The following is a 21640-nucleotide window of genomic DNA, read 5'->3' on the forward strand; positions in this document are numbered from 1 at the left end:
CCAGAGCCGGTGTGTGGTGCGTTTGACGCCGAAGTTGGACCTCTTGCGTTTGACGACGCGGGCGTTCGATCGCCGGCGACGCAGGGGGCAGCAGGTGCCGGGCTGTCTGGGGGCCGGGGGCTGGAGGACGAGCTGGCGGATTGCGGAGCGGCCCTGCCCCGTTGCGGTGGGACGCCGATCTCGCGCAGGTGGTCTTGGAGGCTGACCGGGTTCATGGGCTGCCCTGGCTGGCGGCCGGGGAAGAGCCACCGGGGGCGGCCTCGACCTGGTTGGCGTCCACCACCTCCGGGACACCGCGGTGGTGGCTGATTCACGGGTGGAGCGAGCCGGTGCGATGGTTGACCGCACCGGCTCGCTCAGGTTGTCTACGGGACGTCAGTTCACGCGTTGAGGGTGGTGATGTTCCACCAGCGTTCGTCACCGAGGGGGAGTGTGATCGGCTGGGCGGTCCCGTTGCGGTGGAGGACCGCCTCGTAGTCGGAGTTGGGGAGGGGCCTGGTGGTCCAGGGCTCGTTCCCGTGGCCGTTGTCGGGGACCGAGGGGATAGTCACTTCGACGGCGCGTGCCAGGTCGTCCTGCGTGAGGCCGTCGGGGACGTGTCGCAGGGTGATGATCTGTTCGAAGTGGGGCCGGTCGACCAGGCGGTGGGCGATGTGCGCTTCGTCGCCCTCGCCGTAGATCAGGTAGGTGAGGTGAGCGGGGAAGTCCTCCTGCGTGAACCTGCGGAAGTTCAGGACCTCCTTGATCCGTGCGGTGAAGCCCTCCTTGATGGGCTCGAACACACGGTCCTCGCCATTGCCTGTCTGGGTGACCCGGTCCAGTCGGGCCGGGTACTCGGTCAGCGTGCCGTCTCCCACGGGGGGCAGCAGCATAGGCTCGGTGTTGCGCACTGCGTAGAAGCTTTCGGGGTGCGCCTGCGCGTCCATGAGGTACGTGTTGATGACGTCGGTGGGCAGGTTGTACTTGAGCAGCACCTGGTACCGGTGCTCGGCCATGCCGAACATGGCCAGGTGGTAGCCGTGGATGGTCTTCCTGCCGGCGAGGAGGAAGGAGTGCACGGACGGGTCTTCGTGCTCGTGGTCGTGGCGGGTGGCCATCTGGTGGTTCTCCTTCGGGGGTAGGGGAGTTGCTGTGTGTCAGCGGCTGTCTCAGGACGCGGGCGGATGCGGGGCATCGGCACACTGTGCCTATGACGTCCGGGTCGGGGTGAGTCGGCGTTGCCAGAAGGGCCGTTCGGCCCAGCGGCGCTCCAGGGCGTAGACGCTGTGGCGGTTGCGCTGGTAAGCGGCGAGCAGCGCTGCCACGTTGGTGGCGTAGGACGTGAGAGCGCGGTCGTCGCCTTCGAGGCGGGCGTGGAGGGCCCGTGCAGCGGTCATGCCGGTGTACAGCGCGGTGAGGATGCCCTGCGACGAGATCGGGTCGAATGCCACGGCCGCGTCTCCGATCGCGACCCAGCCGTCGCCGTAGGGGCTGTCGAGGTGCGCGGTGTGGGCGGGTGACCGCCGGGACGCGGCGTTCGGGGGAAAGGGATGTGCCTCGGTTCGGGCCAGCACATGCCGGGTCTGCCGCAGCAGTGCCCGGAATCCGTGCAAGGTTCGCAGGTCGGGGGTGACGAGGTCGGCATCGGTGAAGTAGGCGACGAGGCGTCCACCGGAAGGCAGGACCGTGGTGTACCACCAACCGTCCTCACTGGACTCGACCAGTGAGGAGGTCTCGTCGGCACCGGTGCCCGCTCCCAGTGTCACGTGGGTGGCGACCAGCCGGTCCCGGGTGCGGTGCCGGGCCCGGCAGCGGGAGGCGATCGCACGGCCGCGGCCGGTGGCGTCCACCACCCAGTCGCAATGCACGGTCTCCGCGGCTGCCGGCCCGCGCAGAGTCACGGTCCAACTGCCGTCCTGCCGACGGGACTCGGGACGTACGGCGGTGCGTTCCCGCAGGTGGACGCCGATCGCGCGGGCCCCCTCGCGCATGCGCCGGTCGAACAGCGGGCGGTCGAGGTGCCAGCCGTGTCCGTTGGGGTCATTGATGAAGTCCACGCATCCGAGGGCGGATGAGCCCCAGCCTGAGAGGTTGGAGTAGCACGGCAAGTGGCCCGCACTGATGGCCAGTTCGTCCACTCCCAGGTCGCGCAGCAGGGGCCGCGCTGCTGACGGCAGCGCCTCGCCGATCTTGGGTGCTCCTGTGCCGGCGTCCGCGAGAAGCACGGAGCGGCCCGCGCGGGCGAGGGTCAGGGCGGCGGCCGTTCCGGCTGGTCCCCCGCCCGCCACCACGACGTCGTACCGGACGTGGTGGCGGGCGGGGAGTTCTGCGGGAACCGGCCGACGTTGCCGTCGGCCGGCGTCAGCTGCGCGGCCGGACATCAGGCGTTGTCGCGGAAGGGGACGACCTTGTCGAGGTAGCCAGCCGTCACCTCTTCGGGTGGGTAGCCGATGGCCGCGACGGCCTGGCTGATCGCGGCGCGCGCGAGGGACGGGTCCGCGGCTTCGGGTACGTGGAGGCTGACCAGGTTCCGTGTGGGCAGGACGCCTGCCAGGTCCATCGACGGTGTCGACTCCACCTGGATCAGGGCGGGGAAGTCGGTGCTGCCCTCGATCCCGTCGCGCAGCTCGACGATGCCGAGCCGGTACCAGTCGTCGATCATCTGATTCAGCTGCTCGGGGTTGTCTCCTTTGAGCCCACGCAGCCAGGTGGCGCGTCGCTCGAAGGCCTCCCTACGCTCCTGCGGCGGTCGGCTCGGGTCCATCACCACCTGGTAGTCGAGCTCGGTGAGCACGTGGTTGGGGACGCGGGCGGGCCAGAAGGTGGGCAGGTAGGGGTCGTAGCGCGGGCTGAGTGCCGCCTCATACCCGGAACGGCAGCTGGCCGTGTCCGTCTGCCAGGGAACAGCCATCCATCGGGTGACATCGCCGGGACCCTGGGCGTACAGCGGTCCGTTCACGGAGAGCGCTGCCTTGGGGGTGAGTTGCGTTCCGTAGGAGGGCTCGCCCTGCTTAGTGTCGTGGTGGCGGATGCGGAAGGGCGCCATGTACATGGAGGGATGCCGGATGGGCCAGGTCACCTCGCACCCGGGATGGAACGCGTCGGCGAGGCAGAAGTCCAGCGCTGCACGGTCGAGGGCCGCCGGCTGCTCGGCCAGGGGGACATCGGCGAGTTCACGGGTCGGCTTCGCCGCTGCTCCCACGGGCTGCCAATCGCCCTCGAACTCCCCGTCGGCCCAGTACTGGAGCAGTCGACACTGGGTCGGGGACAGCGCCATGTGCTGGAGCGGCGAACGCGGGGGGATGGCCATCGCGTCCCCGTACAGCCAGGGCCACGGAACCGGCGAGGCGCCGTCGCGGTCGAAGTCCCGTAGGGCGTTGAACACTTGCCGACGCAGCGCCTTGTAGATCGGCTTAGTACTGCTCAGGCGCTCAAGCATTCCCGGAGTCAGGAAGTGGCCGAGGCCGTTGTGCCCGAAGAAGGCTGCGAATCCCTGGTTGACCCATTGGTGATCGCAGAAGCGGCGTAGCAGCGGCTCGATGTCCCGGGTGAACGAGACCTTCTCGGGGAACGGCAGCGATCCGTTGCTGACGAAGACGTCGTACAGCAGATCGTAGAGCGTGCGAATGCCCTTCAGCGCGGGCGCGTAGTTCGGCGGGCCCACCAGTACCCATGCCGGGTCGACCGCCAGCTGCCGACCGTCGACGGTCACGCTCGCAGTGACCGGGCCGTCCGCGATGTCGTCGTGCCAGCCGTCGTTGTTGGCGTACGTGGTCGCCGGGCGCCCGTCGTACGAGGCCGACCGGCCGTAGCCGCCCAGGACCAGCAGTCGCCCGGCATCGTCGGTACGCAGCTCCCCCAGATAGACCTCCTTGCCCATGAACGTGCCGTTCTTGAGCTGGAAGTCCGCGCCGGCGCTGTTCTTCCCGGAGATGCTCACCGGCCCGGGATCGATGACCAGGTCTTTCCGGCGGTCCCCCGTGACATCCTTGTTTCGCAGCTCGGATGGCTTGGCGAGCGCGGCCTCCGGGATGTCGAGCGCCAGCTGGAACTGGTACCAGCCGGACTTCTTGTTCGCCATGTGCACCGTCCACCGGATGTCGGCGTTGTCCGGCGTGAGCTCGGCGACGACGTTGCCCTGCGCGTCGTACCCGTAGACGCGGAAGCGTGCCACCTGGCGTTTGACGGCACCCGCGGAATCCTTGTAGAAGCCCGGAGCCTTCGGTTCGGGATCGAGGATTTCGGGAGCGAGGAAGTATTCGTCCTGGCTGTTTCCGACGCGCGCCACCCCGATGGCGGGGTGGATTGCGGCACGTACGATGTTATCGGGCATTCGGTCGGTACTTTCCAGTAGGCCCAAGGGGCAGGGCGGGGCGGAACCGATGGAAGCGTGCATCGAATGGGATCGGCCGGGTTGGACTTCTCACTCGTCGACGTACAGGAATTCCGGGCCGTAGGTCTTCCCGCTGCCGTCGGGCAGCTCCTGCACCACCAGGGCTCTTGCCTTCGGGCCCATGTTGAACATGTGGCGGACCGCCGTATTCACCTCGTTCTTGCCCACAGTCGAATCGTCTGTCTGCCACGCCCTCTCCAGCGCTCGCAGCATCGCGCTGAATTCTGCGTTGAACTCGTCAAGAGTCTGCTGGACCTCGGGAGTGGGCGTGTTCAGCTCGTCGTTGGCCCAACCGCCCCGGGGGACCCTCCCCATGGGGTAGGCCGGGGGCATTGGGACGTCGTCGCCCTTGAAGTCCCAGACGTCCGGAGACTCCGCAATCTTGATCAGCTTCTTGCCGTGGAACAGCTCCCGGAATACATAGAAGTGCGCCAGCTCCCCGGGCTTTCCGGGGAAGGGGTTCTCGGGTGAGGCGGATGTGCCCTCGCCCTGCTCCTTGATGACCTCGATGGCATCGCGAACCTTCTCGATGGTGTCGAGCGGGACGATGTTGTTGCCCTCGCCGTGGTGCGCCAGGGAGTAGTCGATCTGTCGGGTTCCCCGGATCAGGTGCTGGTGCGCCTCGAACGCCTCCTCGATCGCGGTGTAGAAGGCCCCGATCGTGGTGAAGGTCTCGAACTGGGCCACGGGGTTGTCCGGGCGTTCGATCTCGGAGAACATCTCGACCGAATCCTTGTTCAGGCCCTCAAGAAAGACGATCAACTCGGGCCGCACGCCACCCGGCAGAGTGCCCTCGTACTTCGGCACCACCTTCGGGTCGGCGATGATCGGAGTCCCTCCGATGGTGGTCAGCATGTTGCACACCAACCCCATGTGGGTCATCTCGTCGAAGATGATCTCCCGGATATCGTTGTAGACCGTCAGGCCAGGCTGCTTGATCGACCAGAGGCCACTCGCGTAAGGGCCGATGGTCGCGAGCTCGACCATGATCGCCTGCTGCAGGGAGTTCTTCAGCCATTCCGCATCGCGGTCCGCGGGGAGGACCCCCATCAGATCGACAATGGCGTTGCTCTCGTACTCGAGGTCCTGGGCCATGACGAACCCTTCTGATTTGGGTACGGCATACCGCATGTGGCATGTCGTCCATTCATTGCCGATTGAGCAATCTACTGGGCCTGCAGGTTCGACCTGATCATTTGTGCGCGAACTTCAGGGATGGTTCGTCCATTCGAGGGCGTGGCTTCCGAATTCCGGATCTCCGGGCATGAGCGTGTAGGGCCCCTGTAGAGCGGAAATCCATCCAGGCAATGGCCGGCGGCTGCCGGACGGCAACGAGCAGAACCTGCGGCAGTTCGTGAACCAGCCGACGTGGGATCCGCTGCCGGTGCGGCGGCGGATCGCCGATCGCATGGTGGCGCTGGTCGGGCCGGACGCTTGGTCCATCGATGACGTGTCGGTGCCCAAGGACGGTCGGATGTCAGTCGCGGTCGCTCCGCAATACTGCGGCGCGCTGGGCCGGCAGGCCAACTGCCAGATCGCAGGCGGTGGTCGCCCCATTCCTTGCTCGCGTCGAGTTCGGCGGCGACGTCAGCCCGTTTGATTCCTTTTCATTTGCTTTCCCGCAGTGCAGCGAGGGCCTCGTCCGTCGACCACGTGGCGCTGGCCAGGAAGCGGAAGTTGATGAGGGCGGACAGATAGCCGTCTCCCTCCGGAAGCCGCGGGCCGACGGTGGCGTCCCGGACGACGACCACTTCGAAGCCCTGCTCGACGAGTTCACGCAGATGGCCCTCGACGCAGAGATTGGCGGCCATGCCGGCGAGAAGAACCTGTGAGACGCCGCGCTTGCGCAACTGAAGGACGAGGTCGTTCGATTCGGGCCCCACGATTTGGTCGCGCGAGTGGAGTTGGGCCCCACATCCACGCGATAGCCGCCGGAACTGCGCGCCCAGCCATCATGAACGACGCCCGTACGCTACGAGCCTGGGTGGACAACCTGGAGGCGAACTGGTGTGCTGAGCCCTCGCCTCACCAGCCCCGGCAAGGCGCCTTGGTGTGGCGGCTGTACGTGGCCGCTCTCGGCACTCGGTTTCGGACACAGCGCGGCGGGTGTCAACGGTGCTGGTCGTGAAGACGACGCGGCAGGGGAGCGCTTGGCGGCCCGCGGCCGTGAACCTGGCCGCTGACCGAGCCGTAGTGCTGAACGTACCCCCGGAAGCCGTACAGGAGATTCGCATGTCCAGTCACCTTGACGTCCTTGTGGTCGGAGCCGGTATCGCCGGCCTGGCGACCGCCACCGCTCTGCACCGCGAGGGAATGTCCGTCGATGTCATCGAGCGTTCTCCCGAGCGCCGAGCCATGGGGGCTGGGCTCTTCCTGCCCGGGAACAGCGTCCGCGCGCTGACCGCACTGGGGCTGGGGGACCACCTCACCGCGCTGGGAGCGCCCGTGCCCGGGCAGCGGCTGATGGACCACCGGGGCAGGGTGCTGGCCGACATCGCCATGGCCGAACTGTGGAGAGGCACCGCCGGTTGCGTCGGCATCACCCGAGGCGACCTCCATGCGGCCCTGCAGGACATCGTGCCGGTGCCCGTCCGCCACGGGGTCACCCTGGTCTCGCTCAAGCAGTCCGACGACGGTGTGCACGTCGAGTTCAGCGACGGCGGGAGCGGCCAGTACGACGTAGTCGTGGGAGCGGACGGCATACGGTCGGACCTGCGGGAGTCGGTCGATCCGGCGACCGGTGCCCGCTACCTCGGGCAGGTCTGCTGGCGCTTCCTGACCGACGCTCCCGACATCGACCGGTGGACCGTGTGGCTGGGCCCGGGAACGGCCTTCCTGGCCTACCCCGTCGGCGGGGGCCGGGTGTGCTGCTACGCCGACGTGGCGGCCGCCTCACCCAAGGACCCGACCACTCGCGCCGGTCTCCCCGGGCTCTTCTCCGGCTACGACCAGCGCGTACGGGACCTGCTGGCCACACCCGCCGCCGGTGAGGCGTACTTCTCACCGGTGGAGGAGGTCAGCGGCGAGGCATGGGCGCACGGACGCGTCGTGCTCGTCGGGGACGCCGCCCACGCCGGCTCGCCCAACATGGCCCAGGGCGTTGCCATGGCCGTCGAGGACGCCCAGGTCCTCGCCGAGGTGCTGGCCACCGGGGGAGACACCGAACACCTCCTGCAGCAGTACGTCGAGCGCAGGCTCCCCCGCACCCGGTGGGTCCAGCGGCAGACCCACCAGCGCGACCGGACCAGGTCCATGCCGCCCACCGTCCGCAACATCGCGCTCCGCTACGGCGCCAAGGGCCTGTACGAGCGCGGCTACGCCCCGCTGCGCGACCTGCCCTGACGCCGGCCCTGCCGCCACCTTGTACGCGCGCGGCGTCGTGCCCGTCCCAGGGGGAGGCGGGTCCCGGCGGCAAGGAGCCACGGCTGTAGCGGGGCGCGGGGGTTGTCACGGTTGTGTATCGGGCCGTTGTGGGAGAACCCCGCCGGGACCGGCCTCGTAGCGGGGGTTGTCGGCTTCACCTTCGAGTCGGGCATCCCCCTTGCGCCGCCCGCCCCGGGCTCCACACGAGCTGAAGGATGGCGTGTGCTCCGGCACCGCGGTGGAGGACCCTGCACGCCCGGCACATCGGGGCCGGCGCGGACGCCGGCCTCTCCGGCAATTTTCTGGAACATCGAGGAGATTCAACTTGGTTACCACCGAAGCATCCCGTCCCACTCTGCTCCTGGTGCACGGAGCATGGCACGGCCCCTGGTGCTGGGAGAAGCTGGAGTCCGCGCTCGTCGTCGACGGCTGGACGACTCGAACGGTTGAACTGCCCAGTGCCGTGAGGCCGGAAGCCCCGACCGCCGAACCGCTCCCCGGCATTCATGAAGACGCGCGAGCCGTCCTGGAGACCCTTGAAGATATCGAGGGCCCCGTGGTGGTCGTCGGTCACTCCTACGGTGGCATTCCAGTGACCCAAGCCATCGCCGACGCCTCCAACGTCTCGCATGCCATCTATCTGGCGGCATATCAACTGGACGTCGATGAAAGCCTGTTCGGCTTCCACGGTGCTCCTGAACCGGAGGAGCCGAAGGGCGTCATCCCGCCTTTGGAAAACAGTGATAAGGAGCTCTACGCCGATGTATCCGAGGAGGAGACCGTGCGAGCGGTCCGGCAGCTCGTGCCGCAAAGTGCGAGATCGTTCAGCGAGCGGGTGACAAAGGCGGGGTGGCGAACCACGCCCTCCACGTACATCATCTGTGAGCAGGATGAGGCTCTGCCGCCCCAGGCACAGGAGAGACTCGCTGCCCGAGCAAATGGCATTCACCGGCTGAAAAGCAGTCACTCGCCGTTCCTGTCGATGCCCGCAGAACTTGCTGCCCTTCTCGCGAATATCTCCCTTGGAGAAGCTGGGTAACTCCGGTTCGCAATCCGAGAGCCACAGTCGGCGACTACGGCACCTCTCGGGCCGGGCCAACCCCCGACACCGGTTTCTGACCGTTCGGAGGCGGACCTCGAGCCAGGGGTCAGCGAAACCTGTGTCCCGACGCTCGTAGGACGGGTGCACGGCATCAACCACGCGACGGCCCTCCAAGCGCGCCCGCCGGAGCACGACCTGTCCCGCATTCCGCCGCGGGGCCGCCCGCTGGCGGCTGCACTGCTCGGCGGGCATGGGCAACCGCTCCGCTAGCGTGAATGACATGAAATCACCGGCTGAGCCGCTGTCGGATGTCCTCGCCTCGTTGAACGTCCGGACGGGATCGCTGTCCGGCCTGGAGGCGTGGGGCAGGTGGGCACTTCGCTTCGGCGTCCACGAGCACATCAAGATCGGGGCCGTACTTGACGGCTCCTGCTGGCTGGGTGTCGACGGAGCCGATCCGGTGCGCTTCGAGACCGGCGACTGCTTCCTGCTGGCAGCGCGTGAGTCGTTCGCGGTCTCCGGGGACCTGGACACGCCGTACCGCAGCGCGGAGGAGCTCTACAAGCGATCCGACAGCCGCATCGTGCGGCTCCGGGAGACGCGCAGCACTGCCGACCAGGAGCGGACACTCATCGTCGGCGGCAGCGTCGACTTCCTCGACGCCACCGTCGCCCTGCTGCTCGGCGGACTGCCACCCATGGTCGCCATCCGCGCCGGAACTGCCCAGGCGAAGGCGATCCAGCCGCTGCTCGGGATGTTCCTCGACGAGGTGAGCGCCGTGCGCCTGGGCACCTCCGTGATGTCGGAGCGGCTCACCGAGATCCTGTTCATACAGGCGCTGCGGGCCGTCGTGGCGGGAGCGCATGCAACGGACGGGACGGCCCTGCCGGGCTGGCTCGGTGCCCTGGGCGATCCGCGTATCGGCCGTGCGCTGCTGCTGATGCACCAACAGGCCGGTCGTCCATGGACCGTCGCGACGCTCGGTGCTCAGGCGGGCATGTCCCGGGCGAGCTTCGCCGCCCGCTTCAAGGAACTCGTCGGGCTCCCGCCGCTCGTCTACCTCCAGCGCTGGCGGATTCTTGCCGCCGGCCGGGAGTTGCGCCGCGGCGAGCGGACTGTGGCCTCCCTGGCCTCCGAGTGGGGGTACTCGTCGGAGAGTGCGTTCAGCACCGCGTTCAAACGGATCACTGGCCTCTCGCCGGCGCAGTTCCGCAGCGCTCCGCCCGCAGCAGTGATCGCGAGGCTGGACGGTTGGCCGACAGTGCCCTTCCGTCTCCCGGCCGCCTCAGACGAACGCGCAGGTTCTCCGGACGCTTGATCATGGCCTGCTCTCCCGCCCGCCCGTAGCGTCGCAGGCAGCCGTCCGGACGGCCGCAGCGGCACCGTCCACGGCCCGAACACGCATCAGTGGAAGGCGGAACATGCAGTACGAGCAGCTTGGCGCCACGGGGGTTTTCGTGTCCCGGATCGCTTTGGGCACGATGACGTTCGGCGGGGCGGGCAAGCCGCCGTGGAGCCTCGTAGGTGGTTTGGACGAGAAGGCCGCGGACGAGCTTGTGGGCCTGGCTCTCGACGCGGGTGTCAACCTCGTCGACACCGCCGACATGTACGCGGCGGGCGAGTGCGAGGAGATCGTCGGCCGGGTGCTGGGCTCGAGACGGCAGGACGTGCTGCTCGCCACCAAGCTCTTCGCCCGCATGGGCACCGGCCCCAACGACCTCGGCCTGTCCCGGCTGTGGGTCACCCGGGCGCTGGAGGACAGCCTGCGCCGGCTGCGTACCGACCATATCGACCTGTACCAGATCCACAGTTTCGATCCCCTGACCCCGGTGGAGGAGACACTGGCCGCACTGGACGACGCCGTCCGGCAGGGCAAGATCCGCTACATCGGCGCGTCCAACCTGGCCGCGTGGCAGATGATGAAGTTCCTCGGCGCCTCGCAGTCGCGCGGGCTGGAGCGCTTCGTGTCCCAGCAGGTGTACTACTCGCTGGCCGGACGGGACATCGAGCGGGAGATCCTGCCGATGGCTGCGGACCAGAAGCTCGCCACGCTGGTGTGGAGCCCGCTCGCCGGCGGGTTCCTGTCCGGCAACTTCGACCGCAACGGCACCAGCGACGACACCGCGCGCCGCGCCCTCGCCGACTTCCCGCCCGTGGACCGGGAACGCGGCTGGGACATCGTGGACGCGCTGCGCGTCGTCGCCGGGTGGCATGGCGTGAGCGTGGCCCGCGTCGCCCTCGCCTGGGCACTGGCCCAGCCGGGGATCACAAGCGTCATCGTCGGCGCGAAGCGCCCCGACCAGCTCACCGAGAACCTGGCCGCCGTCGACCTCGTACTCACCGACGAGGACCTGGCAGAACTGGACGCTGTCAGCGCACAGCCCGACCCCTACCCCAACTGGGCCCAGGGCAGGCCCGACGACCGCCTGCCGCTGCACTCCTGACCCGGCGCCGACCACGACCGGGATACGGCGCAGTCGTCCGCACGCCGGTCGCGGTTCGCCCATCGTTCGCGCTGCGAGCACGGCCGTGGCCAGGCGACGCGAGGTCGCCGTGCTTGCCGGAGCCCGGGACGGCACGACGTAACTGACTGAGCTTCAGAAAGCAATGGTGCGTCGATCGCGGGCCAAGGGCATGCGAGACGTCTCGGGCGTCCCGACGCGGACACCCTCGCGAGAGACGTTTCACGGCTGTCGTACCCGTGCACCGACCCGCGGCCGTTCCAACCGTCAGCGATCACCACGTGCGGCCTGGGCCACGGCTCCAGAGCCGGCAACTGCTCACCGCACCCATCACATTCAACCGTCCAACCACCTTCCGAGGATCCTTGATGACCCTGGTACCGGCGGCGCTGCCCGAGGTTGCGGCCACAGCCGCATTGACCGCTGCCTTTGTCGCGGCCTCGGGCGATTCGTCGTCCGGCGGCGTCGCAGAGCATGTTGCAGGAGTCGGGCAGGCAGTCCCGGACAGAGGACAGGCCTTCATGCGAGTCATCAATGCGGCGGAGGAAGCCGCCCTGCTGCGCTTCGCCAGGACACTCACCCTGGGTGACGTCCACAGCGCCGAGGATCTCGTCCAGGAGGCGCTGCTACGGGCCTGGCGGCACGCGGACCGGCTCATCTCCACCCAAGGACTGGCGCGGCCCTGGCTCTTCACCGTCGTGCGGCGGCTGGCCATCGACGGTCTCCGCGCCCGTCGCGCACGTCCGGTGGAGATGTGCCCGTCGGACCTGGACGTGGACGTGGTGCCCGACGTCGGCGAGAGCACGCTCACGGCGCATGTGCTGAGGAAGGCGATGGTGGACCTGTCCCCGCACCACCGCGAGGTACTGGTTCACCGGTACTACCTGGATCGCAGTGTCGAGGACACCGCGGCCGAATTGAAACTCCCGACCGGCACGGTGAAGTCCCGCACCAGCCACGCGTTGCGAGCACTGCGTCGAGTCCTGATGTCCCAGGGAATCCAGGCACGTCGGTGAAGATCAGGGGCTGGAGCACGGGGGCTGCGTGCTCCAGCGCCTCGGAGGGGCCCTGGAGGGCGACGACACCCTTGCCTTACTGAACGTCGCCGAGCCGCGCCATGGGCGACGGGCCTTTGGGGCGGTGTTGGGCGTGTTCGCCGCATCCTGCCTCGCGTTGGCTGGTCCTGGCGGGGAACCCACCGGGCCCCGTGCCCACGAGGTGCTGGGCGCCCGGCTCCCCGGCCGTCGGCGCGGCGGCTTTGCTGACCCCCGATGGTCCTGGACGTCCCTGACCAACTTCGGCCGTCCGCTGCGGTGAACGGCCTACACGCAAGTGTCAAAGCCGTCGAGGCTGGGCCAGACGTTCGGTGCGAGCCGGTCGTAGACCCACCGCCAGGTGCTGGGCGGCAGGGACGATCCGGTGGAGCGCAGTCGCTTGAGACTGAACTGGGCCGCGAGGTGCGTATCCGATTTCTCCACGGCGGCGAGGTAGGCCGCGCCCACGCCGACCATAGTGGCGCCGGTCTGTTCGGCGATCCGCCAGGCCCCGTTGATGTCCGGGAAGGTGGGGCTGCCGTCGTACACTCGTCGAACGTCGAACGTCGACGCGTCACGATGCGCGCTTGGAGTGGCACAACCTCGAGCAACGGAATCGAATTTGGCCGCTGCGGTCGAACTGCTCGAGGAAGGACCGGCGGGCGCAGAGATTCCCGTCAAGGAAATCGCAGAACGGTCCGGCCTTGCCAAGTCAGGGCTTCGGCGTGAGGTCGTGATGCCTGATTCGTGGTCATGTGCTCGCGATGCCGAGTAAGAGCCCCAGGGAACCATCCGGTCGCGTTGCTGACCTCCTGGGACCGCATTGGACGGGGCCTCAACCCAACCGGGACAAGCCCCTCGAAAACCAACAGGGCGAACCCCTCCGAGACCGGTCGACCGAGCCGCTGCCGAGGAGACCCACGAAACGCATCACCGCCACACCGCGCTGCTCTTCGAAACTCCAGCTGATGCTCATGAGTGCCTCCTCAGTGCTCTTCGGACAGCGGCGGGCTATTGGCCAGAGCGACGGCGTGCCGGTCGTTTGGAGACCGAGACGGCGGTCGGCTCAGCAGATCCGCGGGAGCAGTTCGCCCAGCGGCATGTCCACCACCCGGCGGGCGCCGACCAGGTCCGGATGACCACTCGGCCGGGCTGCCCCTCGCGCGGTGCGAACCGGCACGGCGGCCGGGGGCGACTACGTGCCCAGCCCCGACGGAGGGCGCTCCACACTCACGCCACACGTCCCGATGGTCCTCGGCATCGATCCGTCGCATCGCGAGGCGGAACGGCGGGTGGACATCGGTCATGGTGTGTCTCGCGTTCATTCCGGACACCTCCTCAGTGCCTGCGCAGCCACTCCTCGCCGACGCCATGGACGGCCGGCTCGTCGGGCCGCAGATGCGAGTCGTCCATGCGGTACGTCAACTTGTCGACGACGGCCACGACTCCGTCCACCTGGCTGGCCATCCGCAGCGCAATCGCTACGTCGCTGCGCCGCTCCAACTGGCCGCTGAGCGTGACGACGCCTTCGCTTACGTCGACCGTTACGGTCTCCGGGTCGAGCCAGAGGGTGTTGACGATCACTTCGTCCACCATTGCGCGGCGGATCTCCTCGTCCGGCCGCAGGAAGACCTGGAGCAGATCCCGGCGGGTGACGATGCCGACCAGCCGGTCCTCCTCGTCGACCACGGGCAGTCGCTCGATCCGGCGCTGCGCCATGGTCCTGGCGGCCTCCGCGATGGTCGACTCGGCCCGCACGGTGATGGCAGGCGCGGACATCAGGGTTCCCGCAGTACGCGCATGGGCCTTGTCCGCATCATGCCCCTTGGAGATGTGCAGCCAGCTGAGCCAGTGCGGCCGTCCCTGCTCGTCCAGCGCCGGTTCCTCGGCCTGCCGGGCCATCAGGTCGGTCTCCGAGATCACTCCGATGACCTTTTCGTCCTCGTCGACCACCGGCAGTCCGCTGATGCGGTGCTCGCCGAGCAGCCGGGCCACTTCCTTGAACGGAGTGTCGTACGTTACCTTGACGACGTCATCGACCATCAGCGCACCGATCTTCATGTGCTTCATGTCCATTGCTCCTCTCAGCGCAGCCGGCGCAGATACGGGTCGCGGGCCTGCCGCGGCATCAGCCGGACGCGGATGTCCAGGGCCGTGATGCCGCCCGGGCGGGCGATCACGGGATTGAGATCGGCCTCGGCGAGCTGCGGAAGGTCACAGGCCATCCGGGACAGCCGCAGCAGCAGCTGCTCCAGTCCTTCGAGGTCGACGGCGCCGCCGCCGCGGTAGCCGAAGAGCAGCGGCGCGCACCGCGGCGAGGTGATGAGGTCGTGCACGTCGTGGTCGGTCAGCGGGGCGAGCCGGGCGGCGTGATCGGCCAGGAGCTCGGTCGCCGTGCCGCCCAGGCCGAACAGGACCAGCGGGCCGAAGACTTCGTCCTGAACGACGCCGGCGAAGAGCTCGATGCCGCGTTCGGCGAGCGGCTGGACGACCACTCCGGTCATCAGGTCTCCGAAACGGGTGACCAGATCGCGGTGTGCAGCCCGCACCTGCGAGGCATTCTGAAGATCGAGGTGGACGGCGCGCTGTTCGCTCTTGTGGACCAGGCCCGGCCAGTGGGCTTTCATCACGACCCGCCCGTCAGGTCCCGCCAGCCTGGCTGCTGCGGTGACGGCGGCCTCTTCGTCCTCGGCCCACTCCCAGGGAATCTGCGGGATGCCGTAGTGGCCGAGGAGTTCGGCCGTCGCACGGGGGTCGAGCCAGTCCCCGTCGGGGTGTTCGGCGAGGAAGGCGTCGGCCGTTGCTTTCGCCGCCGCGGTGTCCACGTCCGCGAGCTCGGGGATCGTGCCTTCCGGGCGGGCGCGCCAGCGTGCGTACGTCACGGCGTGTGCCAGGGCGCGGGCCGCGTCCGCCGCGTCGGAGTAGGAGGGTACAAATCCGCCGTCCGCGGTGGGCAGCAGCTCGACCCGCGCCGCCTGGGCGGGCAGGACCGCGGCGACCGTTCGGGAGCGACGGCGGTCCGGGCCGGGGGACAGGGCCCGGACGAGATCGTCGCCGGTCGCCGCGGCGACCGCGGTGGGGACCAGCACCACCAGTACGGCGTCCACGGCCCCGTGCGCCGCGAGCCGGTCGACGCACTCCTGCAGTTGCGTCTCGGTGACGGCGGCGGTGGCGTCGACGGGATTGGTGGCGGAGGCCCCTGCGGGCAGCCCGGCCAGCAGCTCGGCGACCAGCTCGCTGCCGAGCTCGGGAATCCTCAGCCCGGCCTCTGCGCAGGCGTCGGCGGCCAGTACGCCTGCCCCGCCCGCGTTGGTGACGATGGCGACCGAGGAGCCGGACGGCAGCGGCTGGGAGTGCAACAGGGCCGCACTGTCGAGGAGTTCGCCGATCGTGCGGGTCGCGATGATTCCGGCCTGGGTGAACAGGGCCTGCCGGGTCATGGTCCGCGTGGCCGCCGCCGCGGTGTGGGAGGCGGCGGCCCGGCGACCGGCCTCGGAGCGCCCGGCGTCCACGGTCAGGACAGGCATCGTGCGGGCCACCCGCCGCGCTGTTCGCGAGAACGCGCGCGGATTGCCGAAGGATTCAAGGTGCAGCACAGCGAGGTCGGTCTGCCCGTCGCTCTCCCACCACTGCAGCATGTCGTTGCCGCTGACGTCGTATTTGTCGCCCAGCGAGACGAAGGTGGACACCCCGATGCCGAGCCGGGACAGCCCGTCGAGCAGCGCGATGCCCACTCCTCCGGACTGCACGGCGACCCCGGCCGTGCCCGCCAGGGGGCGGTCGGCGGCGAATGTGGCGTTCAGCCGCAGATCCGGGTCGGTGTTGGCCAGACCGAGGCAGTTGGGGCCGACCAGCCGCATCCCGTACGCACGGCACGTGGCGAGCAGCGCGGCCGCCTGGTGGGCGTCGAGGCAGGAGGAGACCACCAGCAGCGCCCTCGCGCCAAGCTTCCCGCAGTCCTCGGCGGCCTGCGGTACGGCGGCCGCGGGGACGGCGAGCACGGCGAGATCGGGCGGAAAGGACAGCTCGGCCACGGAGTGGTGGCAACTCACCCACTCGATCGCCTCCGCCTGCGGATTGACCGCGTCCAGACGGCCCGCGAAACCACCGGTCCGCACATTGCGCAGCACGGCCCGGCCGACCGAGCCCGCCTTGCGGCCCGCGCCGACCACGGCGACAGTGCGGGGCCGCAGCAGCGGTTTCAGGCTCGCCACGTCGGCGGTGCTGCCCCGGTTGTCGACTGCCGACAAGTAGTCCTCGTCCACGGTGAGTTGGACCGTCCAGCGCACCTCGGGACCGTCGAAGTGTCGGGTCGTACGCAGGCCGAGGTCGGCGAACACTTTCAGCATCTCGTGGTTCTCGGACAGTGCGTCGGCCGCGAAGGCGGTGATGCCCGCTTGGCGGGCGGCGTCGACGAGATGCTCCAGCAGCAGGGTGCCAAGGCCCCGGTGGTGCCAGTCGTCCGCGACGGTGAGTGCGATCTCGGCCGTGGCCGATTCCGGTATGGCGTCGTACTCGGCCAGTCCGACGAGCCGCCCGCCGCTCTCCGCGACCAGAGCGCGGTAGCCGGACTGGTCGCGCCGGGTGAGCCGGCCGGCCGCCTGTTCGGCGGACAGGTGGCTCACCGTGAAGAAGCGTCGCCGCAGATTCTCCGCCGACATGCCCTCGTACAGGGCCAGGACGGCGTCGTGATCGGCTGGCCCCGCCTGCCGTATCCGCACTGTCGTGCCGTCCGTCAGCAGCGCGTGCACCTGCCGGGCGTTGCTCGCGGGGCTGTGGATCTGCGTCATGACGGTGTCCTCCTCGTGGGGAATCCATGTCCAGACTCGGGCAGGAGCGCGGCCGGCCGCAGGGGTCGGCCGGGCCAGTGAGCGGGGCGGACCGGCCCTCGGGGCGCGTCCGGTCGGTCCAGGGGCGCCTGCGGCAGCGGCAGCCGCCGGTTCTGGAAGCAACCGCCGGACAGGCACACGGTCCGCGGCGCCCCGGCGGCAACGGTGCGTTTGACGAGGGCGGCGGTCGCCTCAGCAATGGTGGTGTGGCCGGTCGCCAGGCGGTGCACGTGTGGGCGGAAGCCCACGCCTTGGACCGTGCCGAAGACCTCGACGCGCCGGGCGATGCGCTCGCCGGTCATGGTGGGCCTCCGCTGTGTGTATCGCGGGGGCCGCGGGCGGCCGCGTCCCGGTGGCGGACGATCTCGTCCTCCACCCGTTCGACGAGTGCTTCGACCTTCGCGGCAACCGGCTCGGACAGGCCCGTGCCGAGCATGGTGTCCGCCCCTTCGACGGCGTACACCACGAGATGGCCCGGCAGTCGCCCCAGCGCCCGCGACAGCTCGACGGCCTCACCGAGGCCCAGCCCGTGCGAACTCGTCGTGTGCGGCCGCCCCAGCTCGGCCGCGTCCAGCTCCAGCCGGTGCACCCGCCCCGGGTGGCCGGGATGCGCGTGTGCGGCGTCCAGCACCACGGCCAGGTCCGCGTTCTCCCACAGCCCGATCAGTCGCCCCGGATCTCCGTCGCACACCGACAGGACTGTTCCCGGGGGCAGGGGACGACCGGCAGCCCGCTCCCGCAGCCGGGCGATCACAGCCCAGGCCACCCCGTCGTCGTGGCGGAACTCGTTGCCGACCCCGATGATGGCGATACGGACGGAATGCGTGGAGCCGGACATGATCCTCTCCCTCCGCTGCGTTCGCTTCCAGCCTGCGTGCGGACCTGCCGGGGGGCGTTGGGCCGAAGGGCCCCAGGAAGGGTCTGAGTGGCCCCTGCGCACCCGACCGCGCACACGCCAGGCTCAACGGGGCAAGGCACGAAGCGGAGCCCTGCACAGGAGGTGCGGATCATGCATCGACATGTCGTCGCCGGAATCGACGGGTCCCCCGAGAGCCTCGCCGCAACGCACTGGGCGGCCCGGGAGGCTCTGCGCCGCGGCCTGTCGCTGCGGCTGGTGCACGCCTGGCAGTGGCAGCCGCGTCCGCCCATTTACGTGCCCGCCGGCACGACCCAGCGGTACTGGGCGCACCGGACCCTGAGCCAGGCGAGCGACAGCGTGCGTGCCTCACACCCCGCGCTGCGCATCGATGACGAGTCGGTGGCCGAATCGCCGGTCACCGCCCTGCTCACGGCGGCCGAGCAGGCCGAGATGCTCGTGCTCGGGTCCCGAGGACTCAGCGGCGTCCCGGGGTTCCTGGTCGGCTCGGTGTCCCAGGCGGTCGTCGCGCGGGCGCCGCGCCCCGTGGTCCTCGTACGCGCCGGTGAGGAAGCGGCCGACGAACAGTTCCCGGCCCCGGAGGGAGCCTCCCCGGACCGGGACTCGGTCAAGACCCCGTACCGCAACATTGTCCTCGGCCTCGACACCAGCAGCCCCTGCGACGAACTCATCGAATTCGCCTTCGACACCGCACAGCACCGTGGTGCCGCACTGCGCGTGATCCACACCTTCAGCGCCCCGCCCCCGTTTGCCGCCATCGACCAACTCGTCCCGACGCCCGGCCCGGAACTGCTCGCCGAGCACGAACACGCCGTGAGTGCGGCGCTGCACCCGTGGCGGGAGAAGTTCCCCCAGGTAACTGTCACCGGGACCGTCACCGAAGGCCGGGCGGCCTCCGAGCTCACGCGCGCCTCGACAGGGGCGGGCCTGGTCGTCGTCGGGCGCCACATCCGCGCCGGGCACCTTGGCATCCACATCGGCCCCGTCGCCCATGCGGTGCTGCACCACGTCGGCTGCCCCGTGGCCGTCGTCCCGCACGTCTGACCCACCCCCTGCAGGAGATCGAGACCCATGAGGCAGTACGTGTACGGATTCGGCGAGGGCAGCCGTGAGATGGCTGACCTGCTCGGCGGCAAGGGAGCCAACCTGGCCGAGATGACTCGGCTGGGGCTGCCCGTGCCCCCGGGGTTCACCGTCACCACGCAGGCCTGCCGTGAGTACCTGGCCACCGGCGAAGAACCGGTGGAGCTCGGGGTGCAGGTCGCACGGGCACTCGCGGATCTGGAGCGGCGCGTCGGCCGGAGGCTGGGCGAGAGCGACAACCCGCTGTTGCTGTCCGTGCGTTCGGGCGGCAGGTTCTCGATGCCCGGCATGATGGAGACGATCCTCGACATCGGCCTGAGCGACGCATCCGTACGCGGACTCGCCCAGGCGACCGGGCAGGAGCGGTTCGCCTGGGACTCGTACCGCCGGCTGCTGCAGATGTTCGGCCGCACGGTGCTGGGCGTCGACCCGGAGCTGTTCGAGGACGCCCTGTCCCGGCACAGGGCGGACCGCGGCGTGGCGAGCGACACCGGGCTCGACGCGCACGATCTCGCCGTGCTGGCCGAAGAGTTCAAGACGCTCATCCGGGAGGCGACCGGCGAGGAGTTCCCACAGGACCCGGTCGAGCAGCTCTACCAGGCGATCCGTGCCGTCTTCCGTTCCTGGAACGGCGAGCGCGCCCGCCTCTACCGAAGGCGCGAGCACATTCCCGACGACCTGGGCACCGCCGTCAACATCCAGGTGATGGTGTTCGGCAACCTCGGTCCCGATTCCGGCACGGGCGTCGCATTCACCCGCGACCCGGCCACCGGAGCGCCCGGCGTCTACGGCGACTACCTGTCCGACGCGCAGGGGGAGGACGTCGTCGCGGGCATCCGCAACGCCGTACCCCTCCAGGAGCTCAAGCGCCTCGACCCGTCCTCCTATCTGGAGCTCGGCGACCACCTGCGGACCCTGGAACGCCACTACCGGGACCTGTGCGACGTCGAGTTCACCATCGAGCGCGGCACGCTGTGGATGCTCCAGACCCGGGTCGGCGGGCACCAGCTCGCCCGGCTGATGTTCCCCCGCTTCGACGAGGACGCGACCGGCCAACCGCTGGCACACGGTGTCCCGGCCTCGCCGGGCGCGGCGGTCGGAGCGGCCGTGTTCGACTCCGCCGAAGCCGTGCGCCGCGCCGCGGCCGGGGAGAAGACAGTCCTCGTACGGCGTGAGACCACGCCCGACGACCTGCCGGGGATGATCGCTGCGGAGGCGGTACTGACCAGCCGGGGCGGCAAGACCAGCCACGCGGCCGTCGTCGCGCGGGGCATGGGCAAGGTCTGCGTGTGCGGGGCGGAGGAACTCGCGGTGGACCCCGGGGCACGGCAGTTCACCGCGGCCGACGGGACCGTGGTCACCGAAGGCAAGGTGATCTCCGTGGACGGCACGGCGGGCACGGTCCACCTCGGCGCGCTGCCGCTCACCGAATCGCCGGTGGCGCGCTTCCTGGAGACCGGCGAGCAGGACGGGGAGCTGACGCGCGCTGTGGCCCGAACCCTCGAACAGGCCGACGCCGTGCGCCGACTGGAGGTGCGCGCAAACGCCGACACCCCCGAGGACGCGGCCCGTGCCCGGCGCTTCGGCGCCCAGGGCATCGGGCTCTGCCGCACCGAGCACATGTTCCTGGGCGAGCGCCGAAGCCTCGTCGAGGCGATGATCCTCGCGGAGGACGAGGCCGGGCGGCGCGCGGCGCTGGACGCCCTACTGCCGCTCCAGCGCAGCGACTTCACCGGAATCCTCGCCGCCATGGACGGCCTGCCGGTGACCATCCGCCTCATCGACCCGCCCCTGCACGAGTTCCTGCCCGACCGCACCGAACTCGCCGTGCGCGTCGCCACCGCCCCGACCGACCGCGACAGGCGGTTGCTGGCGGCCGTGGAGCGCATGCACGAGAGCAACCCCATGCTCGGGCTGCGCGGCGTGCGCCTCGGGCTCGTCGTCCCGGGCCTGGTCGAGATGCAGGTACGAGCGATCGCCGAGGCCGTCGTGGAGCGAACGCGGGCCGGCGGCGACCCACGGGCCGAGATCATGGTCCCGCTGGTCGGTACGGCCGAGGAGCTCCGGATCGTACGGGCCACCGCGGAGCGCGTCCTCGCCGAGGTGTCGGACGCATCCGGCATCGCTGTGCGGTGCCCGGTCGGCACAATGATCGAACTGCCTCGCGCCGCGCTGACCGCCGGCCGTATTGCCGAGGCCGCCGACTTCTTCTCCTTCGGCACCAACGACCTGACCCAGACCGCCTGGGGCCTGTCCCGGGACGACGTAGAAGCCTCGTTCTTCCCCGCCTACCTCGACCAGGGGATCTTCGCCACCTCGCCCTTCGAGACGCTCGACAGGGACGGCGTCGGCCGGCTCATCCGTATAGCCGTCGAAGAGGGCCGCGCAGCCCACCCGGGCTTGAAGATCGGCGTCTGTGGCGAGCACGGGGGTGACCCGGACTCCATCCACTTCTTCCACGACGTCGGACTCGATTACGTCTCCTGCTCCCCGTTCCGAGTCCCGGTCGCCCGACTCGAAGCGGGACGCGCCGCCCTCGAGGGCCGGTCGGCCTGAGCAGCCCATGCCATCAGGCCTA

16 protein-coding genes and 2 pseudogenes are annotated in these 21640 nt (G+C 69.6%); 8 read left to right on the forward strand and 10 right to left on the reverse strand.

Going from position 1 to position 21640, the window contains the following annotated elements; all coding sequences use genetic code 11:
- Window positions 1-380: 380 nt before the first annotated feature.
- The 4 genes from SLUN_RS35265 to SLUN_RS35280 form a co-directional block, all read right to left on the reverse strand.
- On the reverse strand, window positions 381-1097 hold the full coding sequence (locus SLUN_RS35265; RefSeq protein ID WP_108153973.1) for a hypothetical protein: 717 nt from the start codon (window positions 1095-1097) through the stop codon (window positions 381-383).
- A gap of 90 nt (window positions 1098-1187) precedes the next feature.
- Window positions 1188-2360, reverse strand: coding sequence for an NAD(P)/FAD-dependent oxidoreductase (locus SLUN_RS35270; protein WP_108153974.1), 1173 nt, complete (start codon window positions 2358-2360; stop codon window positions 1188-1190).
- Window positions 2360-4312: a LodA/GoxA family CTQ-dependent oxidase gene (locus tag SLUN_RS35275; protein ID WP_108153975.1), complete on the reverse strand. Its 1953-nt coding sequence runs from the start codon at window positions 4310-4312 to the stop codon at window positions 2360-2362. The genes SLUN_RS35270 and SLUN_RS35275 overlap by 1 nt, the downstream gene beginning before the upstream one ends.
- 90 nt (window positions 4313-4402) lie before the next feature.
- A complete protein-coding gene (locus SLUN_RS35280; RefSeq protein ID WP_108153976.1) occupies window positions 4403-5467 on the reverse strand; it encodes a ferritin-like domain-containing protein in 1065 nt (354 codons plus the stop codon).
- Between the two features lie 194 nt (window positions 5468-5661).
- Between SLUN_RS35280 and SLUN_RS35285 the strand changes: the two are divergent.
- Window positions 5662-5912 (forward strand): annotated as a pseudogene (locus SLUN_RS35285) (transposase); the annotation flags it as partial.
- A gap of 67 nt (window positions 5913-5979) precedes the next feature.
- On the opposite strand, the gene SLUN_RS35290 reads toward SLUN_RS35285, so the two are convergent.
- Window positions 5980-6255 (reverse strand): cysteine hydrolase family protein, encoded by a 276-nt coding sequence (locus SLUN_RS35290; protein WP_257153856.1) that lies wholly within the window; start codon window positions 6253-6255, stop codon window positions 5980-5982.
- Window positions 6256-6604: 349 nt separating this feature from the next.
- Here SLUN_RS35290 and SLUN_RS35295 point away from each other — a divergent pair, with 349 nt between their 5' ends.
- The 5 genes from SLUN_RS35295 (at window position 6605) to SLUN_RS35315 (ending at window position 12255) form a co-directional block, all read left to right on the forward strand.
- Complete coding sequence (locus SLUN_RS35295; protein ID WP_108153978.1) at window positions 6605-7714, forward strand: FAD-dependent oxidoreductase; 1110 nt, start codon at window positions 6605-6607, stop codon at window positions 7712-7714.
- Between the two features lie 346 nt (window positions 7715-8060).
- Entirely contained in the window at window positions 8061-8774 is a 714-nt protein-coding gene (locus tag SLUN_RS35300; protein WP_108153979.1) for an alpha/beta fold hydrolase, read from the forward strand.
- A gap of 283 nt (window positions 8775-9057) precedes the next feature.
- Complete coding sequence (locus SLUN_RS35305; protein WP_159100405.1) at window positions 9058-10095, forward strand: AraC family transcriptional regulator; 1038 nt, start codon at window positions 9058-9060, stop codon at window positions 10093-10095.
- A gap of 103 nt (window positions 10096-10198) precedes the next feature.
- Window positions 10199-11221, forward strand: coding sequence for an aldo/keto reductase (locus SLUN_RS35310; RefSeq protein ID WP_108153981.1), 1023 nt, complete (start codon window positions 10199-10201; stop codon window positions 11219-11221).
- A gap of 539 nt (window positions 11222-11760) precedes the next feature.
- Window positions 11761-12255, forward strand: coding sequence for a sigma-70 family RNA polymerase sigma factor (locus tag SLUN_RS35315; protein WP_217505502.1), 495 nt, complete (start codon window positions 11761-11763; stop codon window positions 12253-12255).
- A gap of 306 nt (window positions 12256-12561) precedes the next feature.
- Here SLUN_RS35315 and SLUN_RS35320 read toward each other — a convergent pair whose 3' ends face one another.
- From SLUN_RS35320 to SLUN_RS35340, 5 genes and pseudogenes are all read right to left on the reverse strand, one after another.
- A complete protein-coding gene (locus SLUN_RS35320) occupies window positions 12562-12822 on the reverse strand; it encodes a hypothetical protein (RefSeq protein ID WP_175313664.1) in 261 nt (86 codons plus the stop codon).
- Window positions 12823-13611: 789 nt separating this feature from the next.
- A complete protein-coding gene (locus SLUN_RS35325) occupies window positions 13612-14343 on the reverse strand; it encodes a CBS domain-containing protein (protein WP_108155111.1) in 732 nt (243 codons plus the stop codon).
- 14 nt (window positions 14344-14357) lie between these two features.
- Window positions 14358-17063 (reverse strand): bifunctional acetate--CoA ligase family protein/GNAT family N-acetyltransferase, encoded by a 2706-nt coding sequence (locus tag SLUN_RS35330; RefSeq protein ID WP_108153983.1) that lies wholly within the window; start codon window positions 17061-17063, stop codon window positions 14358-14360.
- 248 nt (window positions 17064-17311) lie between these two features.
- Window positions 17312-17404: pseudogene (locus SLUN_RS42470) on the reverse strand (acylphosphatase); the annotation flags it as partial.
- Complete coding sequence (locus SLUN_RS35340) at window positions 17401-17940, reverse strand: hydrogenase maturation protease (RefSeq protein ID WP_108153985.1); 540 nt, start codon at window positions 17938-17940, stop codon at window positions 17401-17403. The pseudogene SLUN_RS42470 and the gene SLUN_RS35340, both read right to left, overlap by 4 nt.
- Before the next feature lie 171 nt (window positions 17941-18111).
- On the opposite strand from SLUN_RS35340, the gene SLUN_RS35345 reads away from it, so the two are divergent.
- Window positions 18112-19023, forward strand: a complete 912-nt coding sequence (locus SLUN_RS35345) for a universal stress protein (RefSeq protein WP_108155112.1) — start codon at window positions 18112-18114, stop codon at window positions 19021-19023.
- 27 nt (window positions 19024-19050) lie between these two features.
- Window positions 19051-21618, forward strand: coding sequence for a putative PEP-binding protein (locus SLUN_RS35350; protein ID WP_108153986.1), 2568 nt, complete (start codon window positions 19051-19053; stop codon window positions 21616-21618).
- The last annotated feature ends 22 nt before the right edge of the window (window positions 21619-21640 follow it).

The organism is Streptomyces lunaelactis (assembly GCF_003054555.1).
GTDB lineage: Bacteria > Actinomycetota > Actinomycetes > Streptomycetales > Streptomycetaceae > Streptomyces > Streptomyces lunaelactis.